Source organism: Streptomyces sp. BV286 (assembly GCF_019090165.1).
Lineage (GTDB): Bacteria > Actinomycetota > Actinomycetes > Streptomycetales > Streptomycetaceae > Streptomyces.
The window spans coordinates 1-19,254 of record NZ_JAHRIB010000039.1 but is presented as its reverse complement, the minus strand read 5'-3'; the positions used below and the strand labels follow the sequence as shown (position 1 = coordinate 19,254).

Genomic DNA, 19,254 nt, shown 5'->3' with positions numbered 1-19,254 from the left:
GAATCTGAGGACACCGTGCGCGTGGCACCCCTCGATTCAGGTCCGGAGCACGCGGGGTGTTCCACGGTTGCCAGTTGTTCACGTGGTTCGTGGGGACGGACACTTCTTCAAGGTTCGTATCAGCTCACGTAGGCGTGGGCGGGTGGTGAGGAGGATGACGTCGGGTTCGTCGCTCTCACGAAGATGGACAGTGTCCGTAGAAGTAGTCGCCACGTACACGCAGTTGGCCGCCTCGGCGCTGTACGACGACTTCTGCCAGGTGAGTTCCGGCACGGGGTCTCCTTAGAGGTCTTGTGTGATGCGCTGGATCAGGTCTCGGGACTTCGACTCAGGCAAGGCCCGCGATTCCATGCGATCCAGTACCGAGCGGTAGCGCTCCAACTGCGTTTGCCCATCGAGAAATTCGCAGCCGTGGTCGGTGTCCAGTACGACAGTGTCGAGCCCTGGCACAGGGCCGGCGGCACAGGTGATGGGCTGGCCGGAAGCCGGGAATCCCGCTTCGCCGAAGGGGATCACCCGGACGCTGATTTTGGGCTGTTCGCTCGCCTCCATCAGATAGGCGAGTTGCGCCCGACTGGTCTCAGGGCCACCGAAACCCATGCGGAGTGCCGCCTCGTGCACGATGGCCGTGTACGGGGTCCCGATTCCCTGGAAGAGGACTGATTGGCGCTTCACGCGGTGTGACACGCGATGCTCGATCTCGTAGGACCGGAGTGGCGGAACCGCTTCGCGCATGACCGCTCGGGCGTGCTCTGCGGTCTGCAGCAGGCCGGGCATGTGGATCGTGACAGCTACCCGGAGTGCGGTGGCATGGTGCTCCAACTCGGCCAGGTCCAGCAGGTCGGAGGGGAGGATGTCGCGGTACTCCTCCCACCAACCGCGGACTCGCCGACCGGTCATCGTGGTGATGGCGTCGACGAGTTGCTCGTCCGCGCAGTCGTACGAGCGCGTCAGGGCGCGGACGCGGTCGGCGCTGAGGGCGCTGCGGCCGGTCTCGATCATGCTGACGCGGCCCTGGTTGACGCCGAGCAGCGTGGCGGCGCCGGTGACGGTCAGCCCGGCCCGCTCACGGAGTTTGCGGAGTTCAGTGCCCATGCGCCGCTGGCGCAAGGTCGGGGTGCCGGTGGGCGGCAAGGCGTCTCCTTCCGGCCGCGTTGCGGCGCTCGGGTACCTCACACGAGGTAATCGATGATGAATATCGCGACTTTGGGAGATGTATCTCCCAGTCGGCGCTAGCTTAAGACCGTATCGCCAACCTGTCGGCGCCCCAAGACGGAAGCGCACCCCACCAGGCATTGCCACCGTCTGGCGCCGCCGTTGAGTGAGCCCAAGTCCCTTTCCCTTCCGGAGGCATTCATGGTCACCGTAGCCCCGCCCGATGCCTGGACGTACGCCCTTCGCCTGCCCCATGACCCCCGTGCCGCACGCGTCGCACGTATGACCGTGCGGGCCGCGCTCAGCGGGCATGGAATGGCTGAAGTCCTCGACGTGGTTGAGCTGTTGGCGTCGGAGTTGGTGGCCAACGCGTACCGGCACGCGAGAGGGCCCGCCTCCCTGCGGCTGACCGCGTTGGGGGACGGGCGGTTGCGGGTAGGGGTGTGGGACAGCAGCCCGCACATTCCGGCCCCCTTCAGCGAGCCTCCCGGTGATCGGGTTCCGCCCGCCCCGGCGGGTGCGGAAGGCGGCCGCGGGCTGTTCCTCGTGCAGGAGTGCGCGAGTTCGTGGGGCGGCTGGCAGTTTGGTGACGGCCTGCTCGGGCGCGGTTGCGGGAAGCTTCTGTGGTTCGAGGTTGGGGGAGAGGGGCGTCGCAATCGTTAGTGCCCTGACCGGGAAGGCGGCGTGTGTGCCTCGGTCTGGTTCCCAGAAGGGGCGGTCGGTCGGTGCTTTGCCGCCGTGGCCAGGGCTCGAGCAGCAGGCCGTAGACGTACGGGTTGGCCAGGCCGAAGCCGATCGGCGTGTTCCACCCGGCGCGGAGGTCTTCCACGGGGTCGTCCGAGGGCGCGGTGGTCCGTTTGCTCGCCAGATGTTCGGCGAAGACGCGTTCCGCGGCAGCATCCAGCAGGTCGTCCTTGCCCTGGAAGATTCGGTAAGAAGCAGGAGGCTGCACCCCGGCCTTCTGGGCCACGCGGCGCGTGGTCACCGCGGCCGGCCCATGGTTGCACAGCAGGCCGACCGCAGCCTGCACGATGCGGTCCCGGGTGCTGCAAGCCGCCACCGGCCACCCCGCGAAGACCGTCCACCAGGTCTTGGAGGCCCTCGTACGCTCCCGGTAGACCGACCACCGCCCCTTGATCTGGCCGGTGGCCCTGGCCGGTCGACCCCTCCGCGGTGTGACCTACCAGGAACAGCGACGGCGGCGGGATTGGCCTCGGGCCAACGCAAGACCGGCCCGCCCCGGTCTCAGGTGTGCGCCTTTCGTGGAGTCGCCGAGGTGTGGCCGTGGAGGGGGCATAGCCGCGCCCCAGGCCCTCGGCGGCCGTGGATAGGCTGTTCGGCCGGATGATGATCAGCAGTCGGCAACGGGGGTAGTCAGGCGTGAGTAGTCGCCAAGTGCGGAAGATGTTCCAGCTCATGGCGGGAGGCGAGCCCGTCGAGCTCACCAGCCCCATGGCATCCGTGAAGAAGCTCGCCCGGCTTGCGTACATCGCGGAGCAGTTCGGTTATCAGTACGCGGACGTGCGGCAGGGAGGCGGGAACAACAGTGCGCTGAAGATGCTCATCGTCCCCGATGCCAGTCCGCAAGCCCGGACCCGGGCCGCGCAGAACTGGGCGCAGTTTCCGCAGGCCCCCGGCGGTGGGCCGCTGCCGCCGTTCGTGCCCGATGCGCTGGAGCTGCTCAAGGCGCGGATCAACTTCGACCTGACCGGCAAGAGTGCCGAGAAGCGCATGGCCTGGGGTGCCGTCGGCTTTACCGTCGGGTGTGTGATCCTCGCCCTGCGCACCGGTGGGGACGGCATCGCCTTCGCCGTGTCGGGGGTCTTCTGGGTGGTGCTCATGGGCGTCCTGGGCCTCGGGCTCGTCGTCACACGGAAGCGGAACGCCAAGTTCGCGGCACGGTTGCAGGCCGCCGGATTCACCCCTGTTACGGATGAGACGGGGCGGGTGCGCTATCTGCCGCAGGGATTGCAGATGCCGGGCGGGCAGCTTCCGGGGTCCGCGCCCGGGCAGGGGAATCCGTTCGGAGCGCAGTACGGCCAGCAATACGGCCAGCAGTACGGGCAGCAGAGCGGCCACCAGTACGGGAGCCCTTACGGCAACCCGCACGGCGTTCCCCCGGCCGACGCACCCGCCCCTGGGCCGTACGCCCCTCAGGCTCCCGGACCGTACGCCCCTCAGGCTCCCGGACCGTACGCCCCTCAGGCTCCCGGCCCGTACGCCGGTCAGCAGGGCCCCGGCCCCTACGCGCAGCCCCACGCCCAGCCCCAGTCTCCGCCGCAGGCGCAGCCCTATCCACAAGTGAACCCCTACGGGCAGGCCCAGCCTCCTCAGTAGGTACTGACGTGGCAAAAGCGCTGAACCAGCCAGGGCTCCTCGTCAGCCCCGTCGCCTCCGCTCACATCACACCCGAACCCATCACTTCCAGCCACTCCCTTCTCGTACGCTCTCCATAGGCGTCTGTGCTCGCCCGACAGCTCCTCACGGGTGCCCCCTGACGGAACCGTCCTCACCGAGGCCCGCCGCCCCTCGTGAGAGCAACGTTCCCTTCCGGTCACTCACAGCCACAGGAACGGAAATCAGTCCTCCCTACCTTCGGGCTCATCACCTGAGTACGAGACCTGAGCACCGGAGAACCGTGGAGGCGTCATGACAGCCCCGAGTACAGCCCCCGCAGGACGCAGGGGAGGCCGCTGGATCGACCACTGGGACCCGGAGGACGAGACGTTCTGGAAGGAGACGGGGGAGAAGGTCGCCCGGCGCAACCTCTTCTTCTCGGTTCTTTCCGAGCACATCGGGTTCTCGATCTGGACCCTCTGGTCGGTCATGGTGCTCTTCATGGGGCCCGAGTACGGGCTCACCCCCGCCGACAAGTTCTTCATCATCTCGATGGCCACGCTGGTCGGCGCCATCGTGCGGGTGCCCTACACCTTCGCGGTCGCCCGCTTCGGTGGCCGGAACTGGACCATCATCTCGGCGAGCATGCTGCTCATCCCGACGGTCGCGGCCTTCGCCGTCATGGAGCCCGGGACGTCCTTCGGGACCTTCCTCGTGTGCGCCATGCTCGCCGGTGTGGGAGGAGGGAACTTCGCCTCCTCCATGACCAACATCAACTCCTTCTTCCCGCTCCGGAAGAAGGGATGGGCCCTCGGGCTCAACGCCGGCGGCGGCAACATCGGGGTCCCCGTCGTACAGCTCGTCGGGCTCGCCGTCATCGGAGCCGGCGGCGGTCCGCGCCTGCTGCTCGGGATCTACATCCCGCTCATCGTCGTCGCCGCCGTCCTCGGCGCCTTCTACATGGACAACATCACGTCCGTGAAGAACGACACCGGCGCCGCCAAGGAGGCCGTGAAGGACCCGCACACCTGGATCATGTCCTTCCTCTACATCGGGACGTTCGGGTCGTTCATCGGGTACAGCTTCGCCTTCGGCCTCGTACTGCAGACTCAGTTCGGCCGTACGCCCCTGGAGTCGGCCTACGTCACCTTCATCGGGCCGCTCCTCGGCTCGCTGATCCGGCCCGTGGGCGGCTCGCTCGCCGACAAGTACGGCGGGGCGCGCATCACCCTGTGGAACTTCGTCGCCATGGGCGCCGCGACCGCCGTCATCGTGGTCGCCTCCATGCAGAAGTCGCTGCCGCTGTTCACCACCGCCTTCATCGTGCTGTTCGTGCTGACGGGGCTCGGCAACGGCGCCACGTTCAAGATGATCCCCGGCATCTTCCACGCCAAGGCCGTCGCCATGGGGCTCACCGGGGAGGCGGCCGCGTCGTACGGGCGACGCCTGTCCGGCGCCTCGATGGGGCTCATCGGGGCCGTGGGCGCGGTCGGTGGTCTCGGTATCAACCTGGCCTTCCGGCAGTCGTTCCTGAGCGTCGGTTCCGGCACCGGGGCCTTCGTCGCCTTCCTCGCCTTCTACGCGGTCTGCTTCGCGGTCACCTGGGCCGTATACCTTCGCCGCCCGGCGGCCGCCGAATCGCCCGCCACGACCACTTCGGAGGCGAAGCCGCAGCTCAGCTACGCCGAGGTGTGACGTAACACGAGCGACATCAAGCGGAACCGAGCCTGTCATGCACCATTGACAGGCTCGGTCGTCCGCCATGAGGCGGGCAAGCGGGGCGTGCAGAGGACGCCCCGGAGTCCCGGACACGGGTACTCCAGCGGAACGCCCCAACCCAGCGGGTGACACGCACGAACACCACTCGAGCGGGACGAGAGCCATGTACGAGGAACCGCAGCGACAAGAGCAGCGACCGGACCGACCGGACCAACAAGATCACGGCCCACTCGCGGGGTTCACCGTCGGTGTGACCGCCGCCCGCCGCGCTGACGAACTCGGAGTCCTGCTCCAGCGGCGCGGGGCGGCCGTCCTGCACGCTCCCGCCCTGCGCATCGTCCCCCTCGCCGACGACAGCGAACTCCTCGCGGCGACCAAACAGCTCCTCGACGAGGCACCGGACATCGTGGTCGCGACCACCGCGATCGGGTTCCGTGGCTGGATCGAGGCCGCCGACGGGTGGGGCCTCGGCGAGGAACTCCTCGCCGTACTGCGCGGTGTCGAACTGCTTGCCCGAGGACCCAAGGTCAAAGGCGCGGTACGAGCCCAAGGGCTGACCGAGGAATGGTCTCCGTCCTCCGAATCCATGGCCGAGGTGCTCGACCGGCTGCTGGACGAGGGGGTCGAGGGCCGCCGGATCGCGATCCAGCTGCACGGCGAGCCGCTGCCCGGCTTCGTGGAGTCGCTGCGGGCCGCGGGCGCGGAGGTCGTCGGTGTCCCCGTGTACCGGTGGATGCCCCCGGAGGACATCGGCCCCATGGACCGGCTGCTCGACGCCACGGTCGCCCGCGGCCTGGACGCGCTGACCTTCACCAGCGCCCCGGCCGCGGCCTCACTGCTGGGCCGTGCCGAGGACCGCGGACTGCTGCCCGAACTGCTCGCCGCCCTCAGCCACGACGTGCTGCCCGCCTGCGTCGGCCCGGTCACCGCGCTGCCTCTGCAGGCCCGGGGCATCGACACGGTCCAGCCCGAGCGCTTCCGGCTCGGCCCGCTCGTGCAGGTGCTGTGCAAGGAACTGCCGTCCAGGGCACGGACGTTGCCGATCGCCGGCCACCGGGTGGAGATCCGCGGGCACGCCGTGCTGGTGGACGACGCGCTGCGGCCCGTACCGCCCGCGGGAATGTCGCTGCTGCGCGCGCTGTCCCGGCGGCCCGGCTGGGTGGTGGCCCGGGCCGAGCTGCTGCGGGCCCTGCCCGGCGCAGGCAAGGACGAGCACGCCGTGGAGACCGCGATGGCCCGGCTGCGTACGGCACTGGGGACGCCCAAGCTCATCCAGACCGTCGTCAAGCGCGGCTACCGGCTGGCGCTCGACCCGGCCGCCGACTCCAAGTACGCCGACGTCTGACCGCCGCTCCCGCCGTGGCGCCCGTACAGCACCAGGGCGGGCGCCAGCAGGGCGAACGCGAGGGTGTGCAGCACGGTCCGTACGACGTTCCAGGCCACCCACGGGTCCTCGAACCGCTCACGCACGGCCGCCGGATCGGTCATCGTGGCCGGGTTCCCGGCGCCCACGATGTCCTCGTTCAGTGGGATGTTGAAGACGACGGTCACCAGGAACGCGAGCACATAGGTGACGAGTGCCGCGAACACCCACCCGCGCACGCGCGGCGAGCCGCGCAACTGCCAGGCGGAGACGGCCGCCAGCAGCAGCGCGCCGCTGAAGGTCAGCAGGAACAGCGGGTTCTGGATGACGTCGTCGATGTTCTGCATGACCTCGACGTAGACCCGGTCGTCGCTGCGGGCCAGCGCCGGCATCACGCTGCACGCGTACGCGAAGAAGAGCCCGGCCATCAGGCCCGTGGCGACCGTGGCCGCGACCAGCACACCCCCGGCGGTCGTACGCCGCCCCTTGCCGCTCTGTGCGATAGCTGTCATGCCATCGAGTCAAGCGCCGGGCCGGCCCGCACGACATGGCCGGGACGCGCGCGGGCATAAGCGGACGTCCAGGCCGCTCCGGGGACGAACCACCCACCGTCCCGGTGGGGCGTCCGGGTCGCACCGGATGAGGCGTCCGATGCGCCGCGCCGGCGGGACCTCCGGCGCGCGGCAGGAGGCCGAACGGCGCGGGCGGGGGCGGGGACGGCGTGGGGCTTCCCGCCGCGCGCGGGGGAAGGCACTGTAGGGAGTACGGGCCCGGCACGGCCCCCGCGCGGACCCCCACTTCACGATCCCCTCACCGGCCCCTCAGGGCGGCAACCCCAAGGCGGTGACAGGCACATGGCATTGGGCACGGCCACGGCCTCGTACGAGCTGCGCTTCGACTCCGGGCGGACCTGTCTCGATCTCCTGGCGACCACACACCCCGAGGAACGGCTCGACTCGGCCGGGCCGCTGCGGGCCTGGATCGCCGGATCCGGACTCGTCCCGGCGGGCACACCCCTCGCGTCGGCCGATTCCTCGTGGCTCGTGGCCTTCCGCGAACTGCGGGGGCATATCGGACAGTTGGTACGCGAAGAGCCCTCTTCGGACTCCCGGTCCTTCGGGGTAGCGTTGACCCGTGTCAACGAACTCTCCCTCGCCGCACCGCCCGTGCCGCTGGCGGTGTGGGGTACCGCCGGCTCGCTCGTCCGCGCCCTGGCAGGGCCTCCCACCTGCGACGCACTCCTCGCGGCGGTCGCCCGTGACACGGTGGAGCTCCTCACGGACCCGGTCGCTCGCGCGAGCATCCGGCAGTGTGAGGGAGACAACTGCCCCTTGGTGTACCTGGATACGTCCAGAGGGCGTCGTCGCAGGTGGTGCTCCAGTGAGGTGTGCGGAAACCGCGAACGGGTGGCCAGACACCGGCGCAGAGCAGCCCTCGCGCGGGCTTAGAGTCTCTTCGTGAAGGAGACGCCCCCAAGTTCCCCACACTCTCCTCACAAAGATATTCCGTCACTTTGAACACAGCCGCGCCTGCACCCGTATCCCGGGATGAGCGACCGACTGGGGGATCCCCCGGACACCGGAGGTAGGCGTGCGCAAGGATTCCGCCGTGGCCGATGAACGATCGCCGAGGGCCCGACATCGCATGTCCCAGCCCTCGGAACCTGACGAGGAGCTGATGCGTGCCCTGTACCGGGAACACGCCGGCCCTTTGCTCGCCTATGTGCTGCGGCTGGTCGCCGGGGACCGGCAGCGGGCGGAGGACGTCGTACAGGAGACGCTCATCCGTGCCTGGAAGAACGCCGGTCAGCTCAACCGAGCTACCGGTTCGGTGCGCCCCTGGCTTGTGACGGTCGCTCGGCGCATCGTCATCGACGGGCACCGCAGCCGGCAGGCCCGGCCGCAGGAGGTGGACCCGTCGCCGCTGGAGGTCATTCCCGCGGAGGACGAGATCGACAAGGCGTTGTGGCTGATGACTCTCTCTGACGCGCTCGACGACCTGACCCCGGCCCACCGGGAGGTACTGGTCGAGACGTACTTCAAGGGGCGTACCGTGAACGAGGCCGCCGAGACCCTGGGGATACCCAGCGGCACGGTGCGATCACGGGTGTTCTATGCCCTGCGTTCGATGAAGCTCGCACTGGAGGAGCGGGGGGTGACGGCATGAGCACATACGGGGGATACGGAACGGGTAGTCCTGGATCCATGCAAAGTTCGCAGGGGCAGGGCGATCTGCACGAAACAGTGGGTGCCTACGCGCTGGGCATCCTCGACGACGCCGAAGCGACCCAGTTCGAGGCGCACCTCGCGACCTGCGACTGGTGCGCGCAGCAGCTCGACGAGCTCGCGGGCATGGAGCCGATGCTCGCGGCCCTGGCGGACCTGCCGGGCACCCGGGGCACACCGGCCATCGGCGAGTCACTGGGCGTCCGCCCGAGCACCGGGCTCTCGGACCGGCTGGTCGGCGAAGTCGTCGAGCGCCGCGTCCGCGCCAAGAGGAGCCGGCGTGCCTTCTTCGGGCTCGCGGCCTCGCTGATCATCGGCGCTCCGATCGCCGCGATCGCGGTCACCGGCGGGGACTCCGACACGAAGCAGCCGCAGACGCTCTCCTCCAGCCCGGCCAAGGACGCGTTCACGCACATGACCGACAAGGTCGAGTCCACGGACCCGAGCACCAAGGTCAGCGCCACGGTCGGCGTGGAGAGCAAGGCCTGGGGCACCCACGCGGTCCTGGAGCTCAAGAACGTCAAGGGTCCCGAGAAGTGCTCCCTCATCGCCGTCGGCAAGAACGGCGAGCGGGAGACGGCGACCACCTGGGCGGTCCCGAAGTGGGGCTACGGCATCAAGAACGCCACCACCGAGCAGGCCAAGAACCCGCTCTACGTACACGGTGGCGTGGCGATGAACCCGGCGGACATCGACCACTGGGAGATCGCGACCTTCGGCGGCAAGAAGCTGGTCGAGGTCGACGTGTAAGCGGATCAAGAGCGGAAACGTAGCCTCACGGGCTCCCCTTCGCGTACGGTTGACGGCTGCCATGCACGTCAGAAGGGGGCCCGGTGGCCGCTCAGGTTCAGCAGGAAATGGCGCTCGATCCGGTAGGCGATTCCGTGCGCGACCGGGAGATCGGCGTCGAACAGGAACACCTGGACCGGGTGTACCAGCGCCTTGAGGAAAAGATCCACGAGGCGGAGTTCCTGATGAACGACGCCGCCCAGCGCGGCCAGGTCGGTACACCCGGAGCACTCGCGGAGCGTGACGCGCAGGTGTTCCGGGCGGGGATCCACCTCAACCGCCTGAACAACGAGTTCGAGGACTTCCTCTTCGGACGGATCGACCTCCTCCTCGGCAAGGACGGCAAGAAGGGCCCCGACGGCGCGTACACCGCGGTCGAGCCCGCCGAAGGCGCCGTACGCGCCGACAACACCGCCGACATCGCCGAGACGCTCCACATCGGCCGTATCGGCGTCCTCGACGCCGACTACGCTCCGCTGGTCATCGACTGGCGGGCGCCGGCGGCCGCGCCGTTCTACCGCTCCACACCGGTCGACCCCGGCCGGGTCGTACGCCGACGGGTCATCCGCTCCAAGGGCCGCAAGGTCCTCGGCGTCGAGGACGACCTCATGCGCCCGGAGCTGAAGGCCACGCTCGCCGGGAACGAACTCGCGGTGATCGGGGACGGCGCACTGATGGCCGCGCTCGGCCAGGCCCGCAGCCACACCATGCGGGACATCGTCGCCTCCATCCAGGCCGAGCAGGACCAGGTCATCCGGGCGCCCGCCGCGTCCGTGACGTACGTGGAGGGCGGCCCCGGCACGGGCAAGACGGCGGTCGCCCTGCACCGGGCCGCCTATCTGCTCTACCAGGACCGCAGACGGTACGCGGGCGGCATCCTGATCGTCTCGCCCACGCCGCTGCTGGTCGCGTACACCGAGGGCGTCCTGCCGTCCCTCGGCGAGGAGGGTCAGGTCGCCATCCGCGCGGTCGGCTCCCTGGTCGACGGCGCCGAGGCCACGCTGTACGACGCACCGGCGGTGGCCCGCGCCAAGGGGTCCCACCGGATGCTGAGCGTGCTGCGGAAGGCGGCACGGGGGGCGCTGGAGACGCCGGGCGCGCCCGGCCGGTCCGCCGGTCCCGCGCAGGCCGGGCAGCTCGCGTTCGGAGACGAGGACGAGGACGGCGACGAGCCCGGCACACAGACCCCCGCGGTCACGACCACCCGCCTGCGCGTCGTCGCCTTCGGGCGTCGGCTGGAGCTGGAGACGCCCGAGCTGGACCGCATCCGGCAGAGCGCGCTCTCCGGAACAGCGCCGGTGAACCTGCTGCGCCCGCGCGCCCGCAAGCTGCTCCTCGACGCCCTCTGGTCGCGCTCCGGCGCCGGCACCCGGCACACCGACCCCGAGCTGGCCGCCGAACTGCGCTCGTCGTTCGACGAGGACGTCAGCTCCGAGGACGCCTTCATCGCGTTCCTCGACGCCTGGTGGCCCGAGCTGACGCCGCGCGCCGTGCTGGCGGCCATGGCAGACGAGAGACGCCTCGGGCGCTGGGCGCGGCGGATCCTCAACCCCGGCGAGGTGCGGCGGGTGGCACGGTCCCTCAAGCGGGAGGGACTCTCCGTGCACGACGTGGCCATGCTCGACGAACTGGAGGCGATCGTCGGCACCCCGGCCCGCCCCCGCAGGAAGCGCGACCTCGACCCGCTCGACCAGCTGACGGGCCTGGAGGAACTCATGCCCGTACGCGAGGAGTCGCAGCGCGAGCGGGCCGAGCGGCTGGCCCAGGAGCGCACGGAGTACGCGCACGTCATCGTCGACGAGGCGCAGGACCTCACCCCCATGCAGTGGCGCATGATCGGCCGCCGGGGCCGGCACGCGACCTGGACGGTGGTCGGCGACCCCGCCCAGTCGTCGTGGTCGGACCCGGACGAGGCCGCCGAGGCCCGTGACGAGGCTCTCGGCTCCCGCCCGCGCCGCCGCTTCACGCTCACCGTCAACTACCGCAACCCCGCCGAGATCGCCGAACTCGCCGCGAAGGTCCTGGCCCTCGCCATGCCCGGCTCCGAGTCCCCGTCCGCGGTCCGCTCCACGGGCGTACGGCCGCGCTTCGTGGCCACGAACAACGGACAGGGCACCGTGGGGCGGGAGTCCCTGGCCAAGACCGTGCGGGAGGAGGCCGCCCGGCTGCTCGACCAGGTCGACGGCACGGTCGGCGTCGTCGTCGCGATGAACCGCCGCGCCGAGGCCGCCCGGTGGCTCGCCGGACTCGGGGACCGCGTGGTGGCGCTCGGCAGCCTGGAGGCGAAGGGCCTGGAGTACGACGCCACGGTGGTCGTCTCCCCGGCGGAGATCGCCGACGAGTCGCCGGCCGGGCTGCGCGTGCTGTACGTGGCGCTGACCCGGGCCACCCAGCAGCTCACCGTCGTCTCGGCGGACCGCGACGAGCCGGACGCCAACGGCGTACCGGACCTTCTGCGGGACTGAGCGGGTGAACGGGCCGGGACGGGCCGGAGCGGCCCGTCCCGGCCCTGGACCCGTGAACCGGCGGGCCCGGCGGCGTGAACCGGCGGGCCCGTCCTCGTGAAGGTTCTCTGTGAACCCACGGTGCGGGAATTGCCTTACGGGGATCGTTTGTTACCGTTGATGTGGCACCGGCCCGATCCAAGCCCCCGGGCCCAACCTTCGTCGCTACGAGCGACCACTTGCCGCGAGGCGAGCATGGCGGGTCGGTGTCACTGAACGTGAAGTCGCACGCGAGAGGTCCACGTCACCCGGTGACGTGGACCTCTTTCGTCATGAACAAAAGGTTCGCAATCCGGGGTGGCTACCACGTACTCCGCGGTAGGTGCGACGATCGGACGGCAAACCCGCGAACCAGTAGCGCTCGCAGTACCCGGTGAAAGCAGAGGAAGTCGGCCATGGCAACGGCGCCCAGCGTCTCCTACTCGATTACGGTCCGGTTGGAGGTGCCCGCGAGCGGTACCGCGGTCTCCCAGATCACCACGGCCGTGGAATCACACGGAGGCTCGGTCACCGGCCTCGACGTGACGGCCTCCGGCCACGAGAAGCTCCGGATCGACGTCACCATCGCGGCGTCGTCCACGGCGCACGCCGAGGAGATCGTCGAGCAGCTGCGCGGCATCGAGGACGTCACGCTCGGCAAGGTCTCCGACCGTACGTTCCTGATGCACCTCGGCGGCAAGATCGAGATGGCGTCCAAGCACCCCATCCGCAACCGTGACGACCTCTCGATGATCTACACGCCGGGCGTGGCCCGCGTGTGCATGGCGATCGCCGAGAACCCCGAGGACGCCCGTCGCCTCACCATCAAGCGCAACACCGTCGCGGTCGTGACGGACGGCTCGGCCGTGCTGGGCCTCGGCAACATCGGCCCGATGGCCGCCATGCCGGTCATGGAGGGCAAGGCGGCCCTCTTCAAGCGCTTCGCCGACATCGACGCCTGGCCGCTGTGCCTGGACACCCAGGACACGGACGAGATCGTCGCCATCGTCAAGGCGATCGCCCCGGGCTTCGCCGGCATCAACCTCGAGGACATCTCCGCCCCGCGCTGCTTCGAGATCGAGGCCCGCCTCCGTGAGGCCCTCGACATCCCGGTCTTCCACGACGACCAGCACGGCACCGCGATCGTCGTGCTCGCGGCGCTCACGAACGCCCTGCGCGTGACCGGCAAGGCCATCGGCGACATCCGCGTCGTCATGTCCGGCGCGGGCGCGGCCGGCACGGCCATCCTGAAGCTGCTGCTCGCCGCGGGCGTCAAGCACGCCGTCGTGGCCGACATCCACGGTGTCGTGCACGCGGGCCGCGAGGACCTGGTGAAGGCCGCCGCGGACTCGCCGCTGCGGTGGATCGCCGACAACACCAACCCCGAGGGCGTCACGGGGACGCTGAAGCAGGCCGTGGCCGGCTCGGACGTCTTCATCGGCGTCTCGGCCCCGAACGTGCTGGACGGCGACGACCTGGCCACCATGGCCGACGGCGCGATCGTGTTCGCACTCGCGAACCCCGACCCCGAGGTCGACCCGGCCATCGCCCGACTGACGGCGGCGGTCGTGGCCACCGGCCGCTCGGACTTCCCGAACCAGATCAACAACGTGCTGGTCTTCCCCGGTGTCTTCCGTGGCCTGCTGGACGCCCAGTCCCGCACGGTCAACACCGAGATGATGCTTGCGGCCGCAACGGCGCTGGCGGACGTGGTGACGGAGGACGAGCTCAACCCGAACTACATCATCCCCAGCGTCTTCAACGACAAGGTCGCGGGCGCGGTCGCCGGAGCGGTCCGCAACGCGGCGAAGGCCGCGGGCGTCACGGTCTGAACCCCCGTCCGGCCCCCTCCGCGGGCGTCGCGTCGGCTCTCGCTCCCGGCCCGAACGCCCCCGTCCGGGCCGCCGCGGAGGCGGAAGCGGCGGCCCGTGCCTGAAAGGGGCGGGAGCGGGTAGAGGCGGTGTGGGCGGAGAAAACGCCCGGCCGGCGGCGGCTGTGACGGTTGCCACCCGGCCCTCGTACCGGCGCGTCGCCGGACACCGGGCCTCGCGCCGCCTCTAGGGTGGCGGCCATGGCTCAGTCCCTGCGGGCCCTCCAGGCCTCCAGGCCCTGCGGTCCGCCGCCGGGAGCGGACGGAGCGTCACCAATTCGAGGCCGTGGCGCTTTTCGTGTGACTCCCAGGGGTACCGGATTGGCTTTCCCGCCGCAGGTGGGGGCAGGATGCGTCTTCGGGCGCGAGGGTCCGGTCACGGACCCGGGTCCGGGGACCGCCGAGGACCCTGGCAGCATCGGCTTCGACGTGCCCGATATGCGGCTCCGCCGCGTGGCACGCCTCAACGGCAAGAAGAACACGGGAGTAACAACATGAACCGCAGTGAGCTGGTGGCCGCGCTGGCCGACCGTGCCGAGGTGACCCGCAAGGACGCCGACGCCGTTCTGGCCGCCTTCGCCGAGACCGTCGGTGAGATCGTCGCCAAGGGCGACGAGAAGGTCACCATCCCCGGCTTCCTGACCTTCGAGCGCACCCACCGTGCCGCTCGCACCGCCCGCAACCCGCAGACCGGTGACCCGATCCAGATCCCGGCCGGCTACAGCGTCAAGGTCTCCGCGGGCAGCAAGCTCAAGGAAGCCGCCAAGGGCAAGTAGTCAGGCCTCCTGTACGTCCCGGGACGACGTACGAGGTCACATGACGCCGATGGGGCGGTCACCCGGTTCCGGGTGACCGCCCCATCGCGTGCGTGAGGGGGCTCCGGTCCTCCGGAGCCCCCTCACGTGATGCCGCTAGCCGAGGGCCTTGCCCGGCAGTTCCACCTTCGCGCCCAGCTCGACGAGCTTCTCCATGAAGTTCTCGTAGCCGCGGTTGATCAGGTCGATGCCGTGGACCCGGGAGGTGCCCTGGGCCGCCAGCGCCGCGATGAGGTACGAGAAACCGCCGCGCAGGTCGGGGATGACCAGGTCGGCGCCCTGGAGCTTCGTGGGGCCCGACACGACCGCCGAGTGGAGGAAGTTGCGCTGCCCGAAACGGCAGTGGGAGCCGCCGAGGCACTCACGGTAGAGCTGGATGTGTGCGCCCATCTGGTTGAGCGCGGAGGTGAAGCCGAGGCGGGACTCGTACACCGTCTCGTGGACGATGGACAGGCCCGTGGCCTGCGTCAGGGCGACCACCAGGGGCTGCTGCCAGTCGGTCTGGAAGCCGGGGTGCACGTCCGTCTCCAGCGCGATCGACTTGAGCTGGCCGCCGGGGTGCCAGAAGCGGATGCCCTCGTCGTCGATCTCGAAGGCGCCGCCCACCTTCCGGTAGGTGTTCAGGAACGTCATCATCGAGCGCTGCTGGGCGCCGCGCACGTAGATGTTGCCTTCGGTCGCCAGTGCCGCGGAAGCCCACGAGGCGGCCTCCAGGCGGTCCGGCAGGGCCGCATGGGTGTAGCCGCCGAGCTTGTCGACGCCCGTGACGCGGATGGTGCGGTCCGTGTCCATCGCGATGATCGCGCCCATTTTCTGCAGGACGCAGATCAGGTCCTCGATCTCCGGCTCCACCGCGGCGTTCGAGAGCTCCGTGACGCCCTCCGCGAGGACGGCCGTCAGGAGTACCTGCTCGGTCGCGCCGACGGACGGGTACGGCAGCTCGATCTTGGTGCCGCGCAGCCGCTGCGGAGCCTCCAGGTACTGCCCGTCCGCGCGCTTCTCGATCTTCGCGCCGAACTGCCGCAGCACCTCGAAGTGGAAGTCGATGGGCCGGCCGCCGATGTCGCAGCCGCCGAGGCCCGGGATGAACGCGTGACCGAGGCGGTGCAGCAGGGGGCCGCAGAACAGGATCGGGATGCGCGACGAACCCGCGTGCGCGTCGATGTCCGCGACGTTGGCGCTCTCCACGTGCGACGGGTCCATGATGAGCTCGCCCGGCTCCTCACCCGGACGGACCGTCACACCGTGCAGCTGCAGCAGGCCGCGTACGACCCGCACGTCACGGATGTCCGGGACGTTGCGCAGCCGGCTCGGAGCACTGCCGAGCAGCGCGGCGACCATGGCCTTCGGTACGAGGTTCTTCGCACCGCGGACACGGATCTCACCCTCGAGCGGGGTTCCGCCGTGGACAAGGAGTACGTCGTCTGAGCCGTTGACGGTCATGTATCTCGCGTTCCGGTTGGTGGGGCAGGGCCGAAGAAGCAAGCGTAATGGCCGCCTACCCCCCTTCAGTAAGCCCAAGGGTGCTCCGATGTCGTCATAGCTTTGCCACAACACGAACCGCTGCGAATCGGACACACGGGGTCACCGGCCGGTCCGTGCGCTCTGCCTGCATCTGTACGCCCTGAGCTGCATACGGCCATTGCCTCCCCTCACGCAGGGAAGATGCGAGATCATGTCTCGCATGACCGAGGTGTCCTCGCTCACAGGGCGGCTGCTCGTGGCCACACCCGCCCTGTCGGACCCCAACTTCGACCGCGCTGTGGTGCTGCTCCTCGACCACGACGAGAAGGGCTCCCTCGGCGTCGTCCTCAACCGACCCACCCCGGTGGACGTCGGCGACATCCTCGCGGGCTGGGCGGAACTGGCGGGGGAGCCCGGGGTCGTCTTCCAGGGCGGTCCCGTCTCGCTGGACTCGGCGCTCGGCGTGGCGGTCATCCCGGGGGGCGCATCCGGGGAGCGCACGCCGCTCGGCTGGCGCCGCGTGCACGGCGCGATAGGGCTCGTCGATCTGGAGGCCCCGCCGGAGCTGCTCGCCTCGGCGCTCGGCTCGCTCAGGATCTTCGCGGGGTACGCGGGCTGGGGGCCCGGACAGCTGGAGGACGAACTGGTCGAGGGCGCCTGGTACGTGGTCGAGTCCGAGCCCGGGGACGTCTCCTCGCCCGCTCCGGAGCGGCTGTGGCGCGAGGTGCTGCGCCGGCAGCGCAGCGAGCTGGCGATGGTGGCCACCTATCCGGACGACCCTTCGCTGAACTGATGCCGTCGGCCTTCAGTACTCTTGCGTTCATGAGCACTCTTGAGCCTGAGACCCAGCCCCAGCGAGGCACTGGGACGGGGACCCTCGTAGAGCCGACGCCGCAGACGTCGCACGGCGACGGGGACCACGAGCGCTTCGCCCACTACGTCCAGAAGGACAAGATCATGGCGAGCGCGCTCGACGGCACACCCGTCGTCGCGCTCTGCGGCAAGGTGTGGGTCCCGGGCCGGGACCCGAAGAAGTACCCCGTGTGTCCCATGTGCAAGGAGATCTACGAGTCCATGGGCGCGGGCGGCGACGACGGCAAGGGCAAGGGCGGCGACAAGTAGCGCCTCCGGTGGCCTTACGCGCGCCGGGCGTCCGGCGCCCCGTGTCGCTGTGCGGCGCGGTGCGCCGCGAGGACGGAGTACGGCCGCGGCGCCCCGGTGCGGGGTGCCGCGGCCGAGTCGTGCCCGGAACCTCCCGCCTCCGCCGGCCGGCCGGTTCGTGCGGGTGTCCCTCCCCGGCGGGTGAACCCGGCGCGCCGGGGCGCGCTCTCGGCGCATCCGGGGCCTTTGTCCTGCCCGTCCGTTGCACGGAGTGCTTCCGCCGGTCACAGAGTGGTTGAGACCTCTTGTGGGCACGTTCCTGTACTCCATAGCCTCCGACGTGTTGTGCAGCGCAAAACCCCCATTGCACAGGCTGCAACGCGCTCCCCCGGAGGACGCCCCATGAAGCTCTCTCATCTCTCTGCCCGCATGGCCGCACCGATCGCCGCGCTCGTCGTCGCCGGGCTCACGGCGACCGCCTGCGCCCCGGAGTCCTCCGACAACTCCGGTGGCAAGGACGAGAAGAGCGGCACCCTGCGTGTGTGGCTCTTCCAGGAGGTCACCAACGCGCCCAAGGAGAAGGTGGTCGACGGGGTCGTCACCGCCTTCGAGAAGGCCCACAAGGGCACGAAGGTCGACGTCCAGTACATCCCCGTCGAGACCCGCGCCGAGAAGATAAAAGCCGCCTTCAACGACCCCAAGAGCGCCCCCGACCTCATCGAGTACGGGAACACGGACACCGCCGGCTACGTCAAGGACGGCGGACTCGCGGACGTCACCAAGGAGTTCGCGGACTGGAACGAGTCGAAGGACACCGACCCGACGGCCCGGCAGTCCGTCACGGTCGACGGCAAGATCTACGGGGCCCCGTACTTCGTCGGCGTCCGCGCTCTCTACTACCGCACCGACGTCTTCAAGGAACTGGATCTCGAAGTACCGAAGACCCAGAGCGAGTTGATCACCACGGCCAAGGCGATCCGGCAGGCGAAGCCGGAGCTGTACGGTCTCGCGGTCGGCGGTGCCTACACGTACGGCGCGATGCCGTTCATCTGGGCCAACGGCGGCGAGATCGCCCAGGGCAGGGGCGGATCGTACGCCTCGACGATCGACACCGCGGCGGCCCAGAAGGGCATCAAGGCGTACACCTCGCTCTTCGGCGACGACAACTGTCCGGCGGCCAAGTGCGCGGGCATGGGCGGCAACGACACCGTCACGGCGTTCGCCTCCGGAAAGGCCGGCATGGCCATCGGCGGCGACTTCAGCCACGCCGCGATCGAGGCGGGGAAGGTCAAGGGCAAGTACGCCGTCGTACCGCTGCCGGGCGTCAAGTCGGGTGAGATCGCACCCGCCTTCGCGGGCGGCAACAACCTCGGCGTGCTCGACAGCACCTCGCACCGCACACTCGCCGTCGACCTGATGGAGCAGCTCGCGTCCAAGAAGACGCAGGGCGCGCTCTTCGACGCGATGGGCTTCCTGCCGACGTTCACGGACGTGCGCCAGGACGTCGCGAAGCGCGAGCCGTTCGTCGGGCCCTTCGTGAAGACCCTCGGCGCGGGCGCCAAGTTCGTCCCGGCCTCGCCCGCCTGGTCCCAGATCGACGCGTCCCTGGTCCTGCCGACGATGTTCCAGGAGGTCGTCAGCGGCCGCAAGGACGTGGCGGCCGCCTCGAAGGACGCGGCCAAGAAGATGAACGCCGCGTTCAGCTCCGCGGGATGAGCCGGATGACGAACCGTCCGCTGCCGGGGCCCGTACCGCCGCACGACGGCGAGCAGGCCCCCGGGGAGCCCGGACCGACCACACCGGGCGGGCTCCGGGAAGCAGGACCGGCGCCCGCCTCGGCGCAGGGCTCCTCCGAGGCCGCGACCGCGACCGCGACCGCGACCGCGACTGCGGTCGCGGTCCGCCGGGCCGGCCGGCGCACCCCGGCGAAGGG

17 protein-coding genes and 2 pseudogenes are annotated in these 19,254 nt (G+C 70.0%); 14 read left to right on the top strand and 5 right to left on the bottom strand.

Features of this window, described 5'->3' with window-relative positions:
- Positions 1-78: 78 nt before the first annotated feature.
- Positions 79-213 carry a hypothetical protein gene (locus KUF83_RS05665; RefSeq protein WP_308402919.1) on the bottom strand — a complete coding sequence of 45 codons (135 nt, stop codon included), beginning with the start codon at positions 211-213 and terminating at the stop codon, positions 79-81.
- A 69-nt stretch (positions 214-282) separates the two neighbouring features.
- Positions 283-1,134: a helix-turn-helix transcriptional regulator gene (locus tag KUF83_RS05660; protein WP_217453434.1), complete on the bottom strand. Its 852-nt coding sequence runs from the start codon at positions 1,132-1,134 to the stop codon at positions 283-285.
- 222 nt (positions 1,135-1,356) lie between these two features.
- Here KUF83_RS05660 and KUF83_RS05655 point away from each other — a divergent pair, with 222 nt between their 5' ends.
- Positions 1,357-1,818 carry an ATP-binding protein gene (locus tag KUF83_RS05655; RefSeq protein ID WP_217453433.1) on the top strand — a complete coding sequence of 154 codons (462 nt, stop codon included), beginning with the start codon at positions 1,357-1,359 and terminating at the stop codon, positions 1,816-1,818.
- A 241-nt stretch (positions 1,819-2,059) separates the two neighbouring features.
- Here the strand turns inward: KUF83_RS05655 and KUF83_RS42530 are convergent.
- Positions 2,060-2,185, bottom strand: a pseudogene (locus tag KUF83_RS42530) (TetR/AcrR family transcriptional regulator); the annotation flags it as partial.
- A 350-nt stretch (positions 2,186-2,535) separates the two neighbouring features.
- Here KUF83_RS42530 and KUF83_RS05645 point away from each other — a divergent pair.
- The 3 genes from KUF83_RS05645 to KUF83_RS05635 all read left to right on the top strand — a co-directional run bounded on the left by KUF83_RS05645 (position 2,536) and on the right by KUF83_RS05635 (position 6,556).
- Positions 2,536-3,492, top strand: coding sequence for a hypothetical protein (locus KUF83_RS05645; protein WP_217453432.1), 957 nt, complete (start codon positions 2,536-2,538; stop codon positions 3,490-3,492).
- Positions 3,493-3,804: 312 nt separating this feature from the next.
- Positions 3,805-5,187, top strand: coding sequence for a NarK/NasA family nitrate transporter (locus tag KUF83_RS05640; RefSeq protein ID WP_217453431.1), 1,383 nt, complete (start codon positions 3,805-3,807; stop codon positions 5,185-5,187).
- Positions 5,188-5,374: 187 nt separating this feature from the next.
- Positions 5,375-6,556, top strand: a complete 1,182-nt coding sequence (locus tag KUF83_RS05635) for a uroporphyrinogen-III synthase (RefSeq protein ID WP_217453430.1) — start codon at positions 5,375-5,377, stop codon at positions 6,554-6,556.
- Here the strand turns inward: KUF83_RS05635 and KUF83_RS05630 are convergent.
- Complete coding sequence (locus KUF83_RS05630) at positions 6,505-7,086, bottom strand: DUF1772 domain-containing protein (RefSeq protein ID WP_217453429.1); 582 nt, start codon at positions 7,084-7,086, stop codon at positions 6,505-6,507. The genes KUF83_RS05635 and KUF83_RS05630 overlap by 52 nt on opposite strands.
- Before the next feature lie 342 nt (positions 7,087-7,428).
- On the opposite strand from KUF83_RS05630, the gene KUF83_RS05625 reads away from it, so the two are divergent.
- The 6 genes from KUF83_RS05625 to KUF83_RS05600 all read left to right on the top strand — a co-directional run bounded on the left by KUF83_RS05625 (position 7,429) and on the right by KUF83_RS05600 (position 14,717).
- A complete protein-coding gene (locus KUF83_RS05625) occupies positions 7,429-8,022 on the top strand; it encodes an ABATE domain-containing protein (protein WP_217453428.1) in 594 nt (197 codons plus the stop codon).
- A gap of 196 nt (positions 8,023-8,218) precedes the next feature.
- Complete coding sequence (locus tag KUF83_RS05620) at positions 8,219-8,740, top strand: sigma-70 family RNA polymerase sigma factor (RefSeq protein WP_010039908.1); 522 nt, start codon at positions 8,219-8,221, stop codon at positions 8,738-8,740.
- Positions 8,741-8,778: 38 nt separating this feature from the next.
- Entirely contained in the window at positions 8,779-9,549 is a 771-nt protein-coding gene (locus KUF83_RS05615; RefSeq protein ID WP_217453427.1) for an anti-sigma factor, read from the top strand.
- Positions 9,550-9,632: 83 nt separating this feature from the next.
- On the top strand, positions 9,633-12,053 hold the full coding sequence (locus KUF83_RS05610; protein ID WP_217453426.1) for a UvrD-helicase domain-containing protein: 2,421 nt from the start codon (positions 9,633-9,635) through the stop codon (positions 12,051-12,053).
- Between the two features lie 434 nt (positions 12,054-12,487).
- A complete protein-coding gene (locus KUF83_RS05605) occupies positions 12,488-13,903 on the top strand; it encodes an NAD-dependent malic enzyme (protein ID WP_217453425.1) in 1,416 nt (471 codons plus the stop codon).
- 532 nt (positions 13,904-14,435) lie between these two features.
- Complete coding sequence (locus tag KUF83_RS05600) at positions 14,436-14,717, top strand: HU family DNA-binding protein (protein ID WP_007382399.1); 282 nt, start codon at positions 14,436-14,438, stop codon at positions 14,715-14,717.
- A gap of 135 nt (positions 14,718-14,852) precedes the next feature.
- On the opposite strand, the gene murA is transcribed toward KUF83_RS05600, so the two are convergent.
- A complete protein-coding gene (gene murA, locus KUF83_RS05595; RefSeq protein ID WP_217453424.1) occupies positions 14,853-16,199 on the bottom strand; it encodes a UDP-N-acetylglucosamine 1-carboxyvinyltransferase in 1,347 nt (448 codons plus the stop codon).
- 241 nt (positions 16,200-16,440) lie between these two features.
- Here murA and KUF83_RS05590 point away from each other — a divergent pair, with 241 nt between their 5' ends.
- From KUF83_RS05590 to KUF83_RS05575, 4 genes and pseudogenes are all read left to right on the top strand, one after another.
- Complete coding sequence (locus KUF83_RS05590; protein ID WP_217453423.1) at positions 16,441-17,013, top strand: YqgE/AlgH family protein; 573 nt, start codon at positions 16,441-16,443, stop codon at positions 17,011-17,013.
- A 29-nt stretch (positions 17,014-17,042) separates the two neighbouring features.
- A complete protein-coding gene (locus tag KUF83_RS05585) occupies positions 17,043-17,342 on the top strand; it encodes a DUF3039 domain-containing protein (protein ID WP_149514137.1) in 300 nt (99 codons plus the stop codon).
- A 381-nt stretch (positions 17,343-17,723) separates the two neighbouring features.
- Positions 17,724-19,037, top strand: coding sequence for an extracellular solute-binding protein (locus KUF83_RS05580; protein ID WP_217453422.1), 1,314 nt, complete (start codon positions 17,724-17,726; stop codon positions 19,035-19,037).
- 5 nt (positions 19,038-19,042) lie between these two features.
- A pseudogene (locus KUF83_RS05575) lies at positions 19,043-19,254 on the top strand (hypothetical protein); the annotation flags it as partial.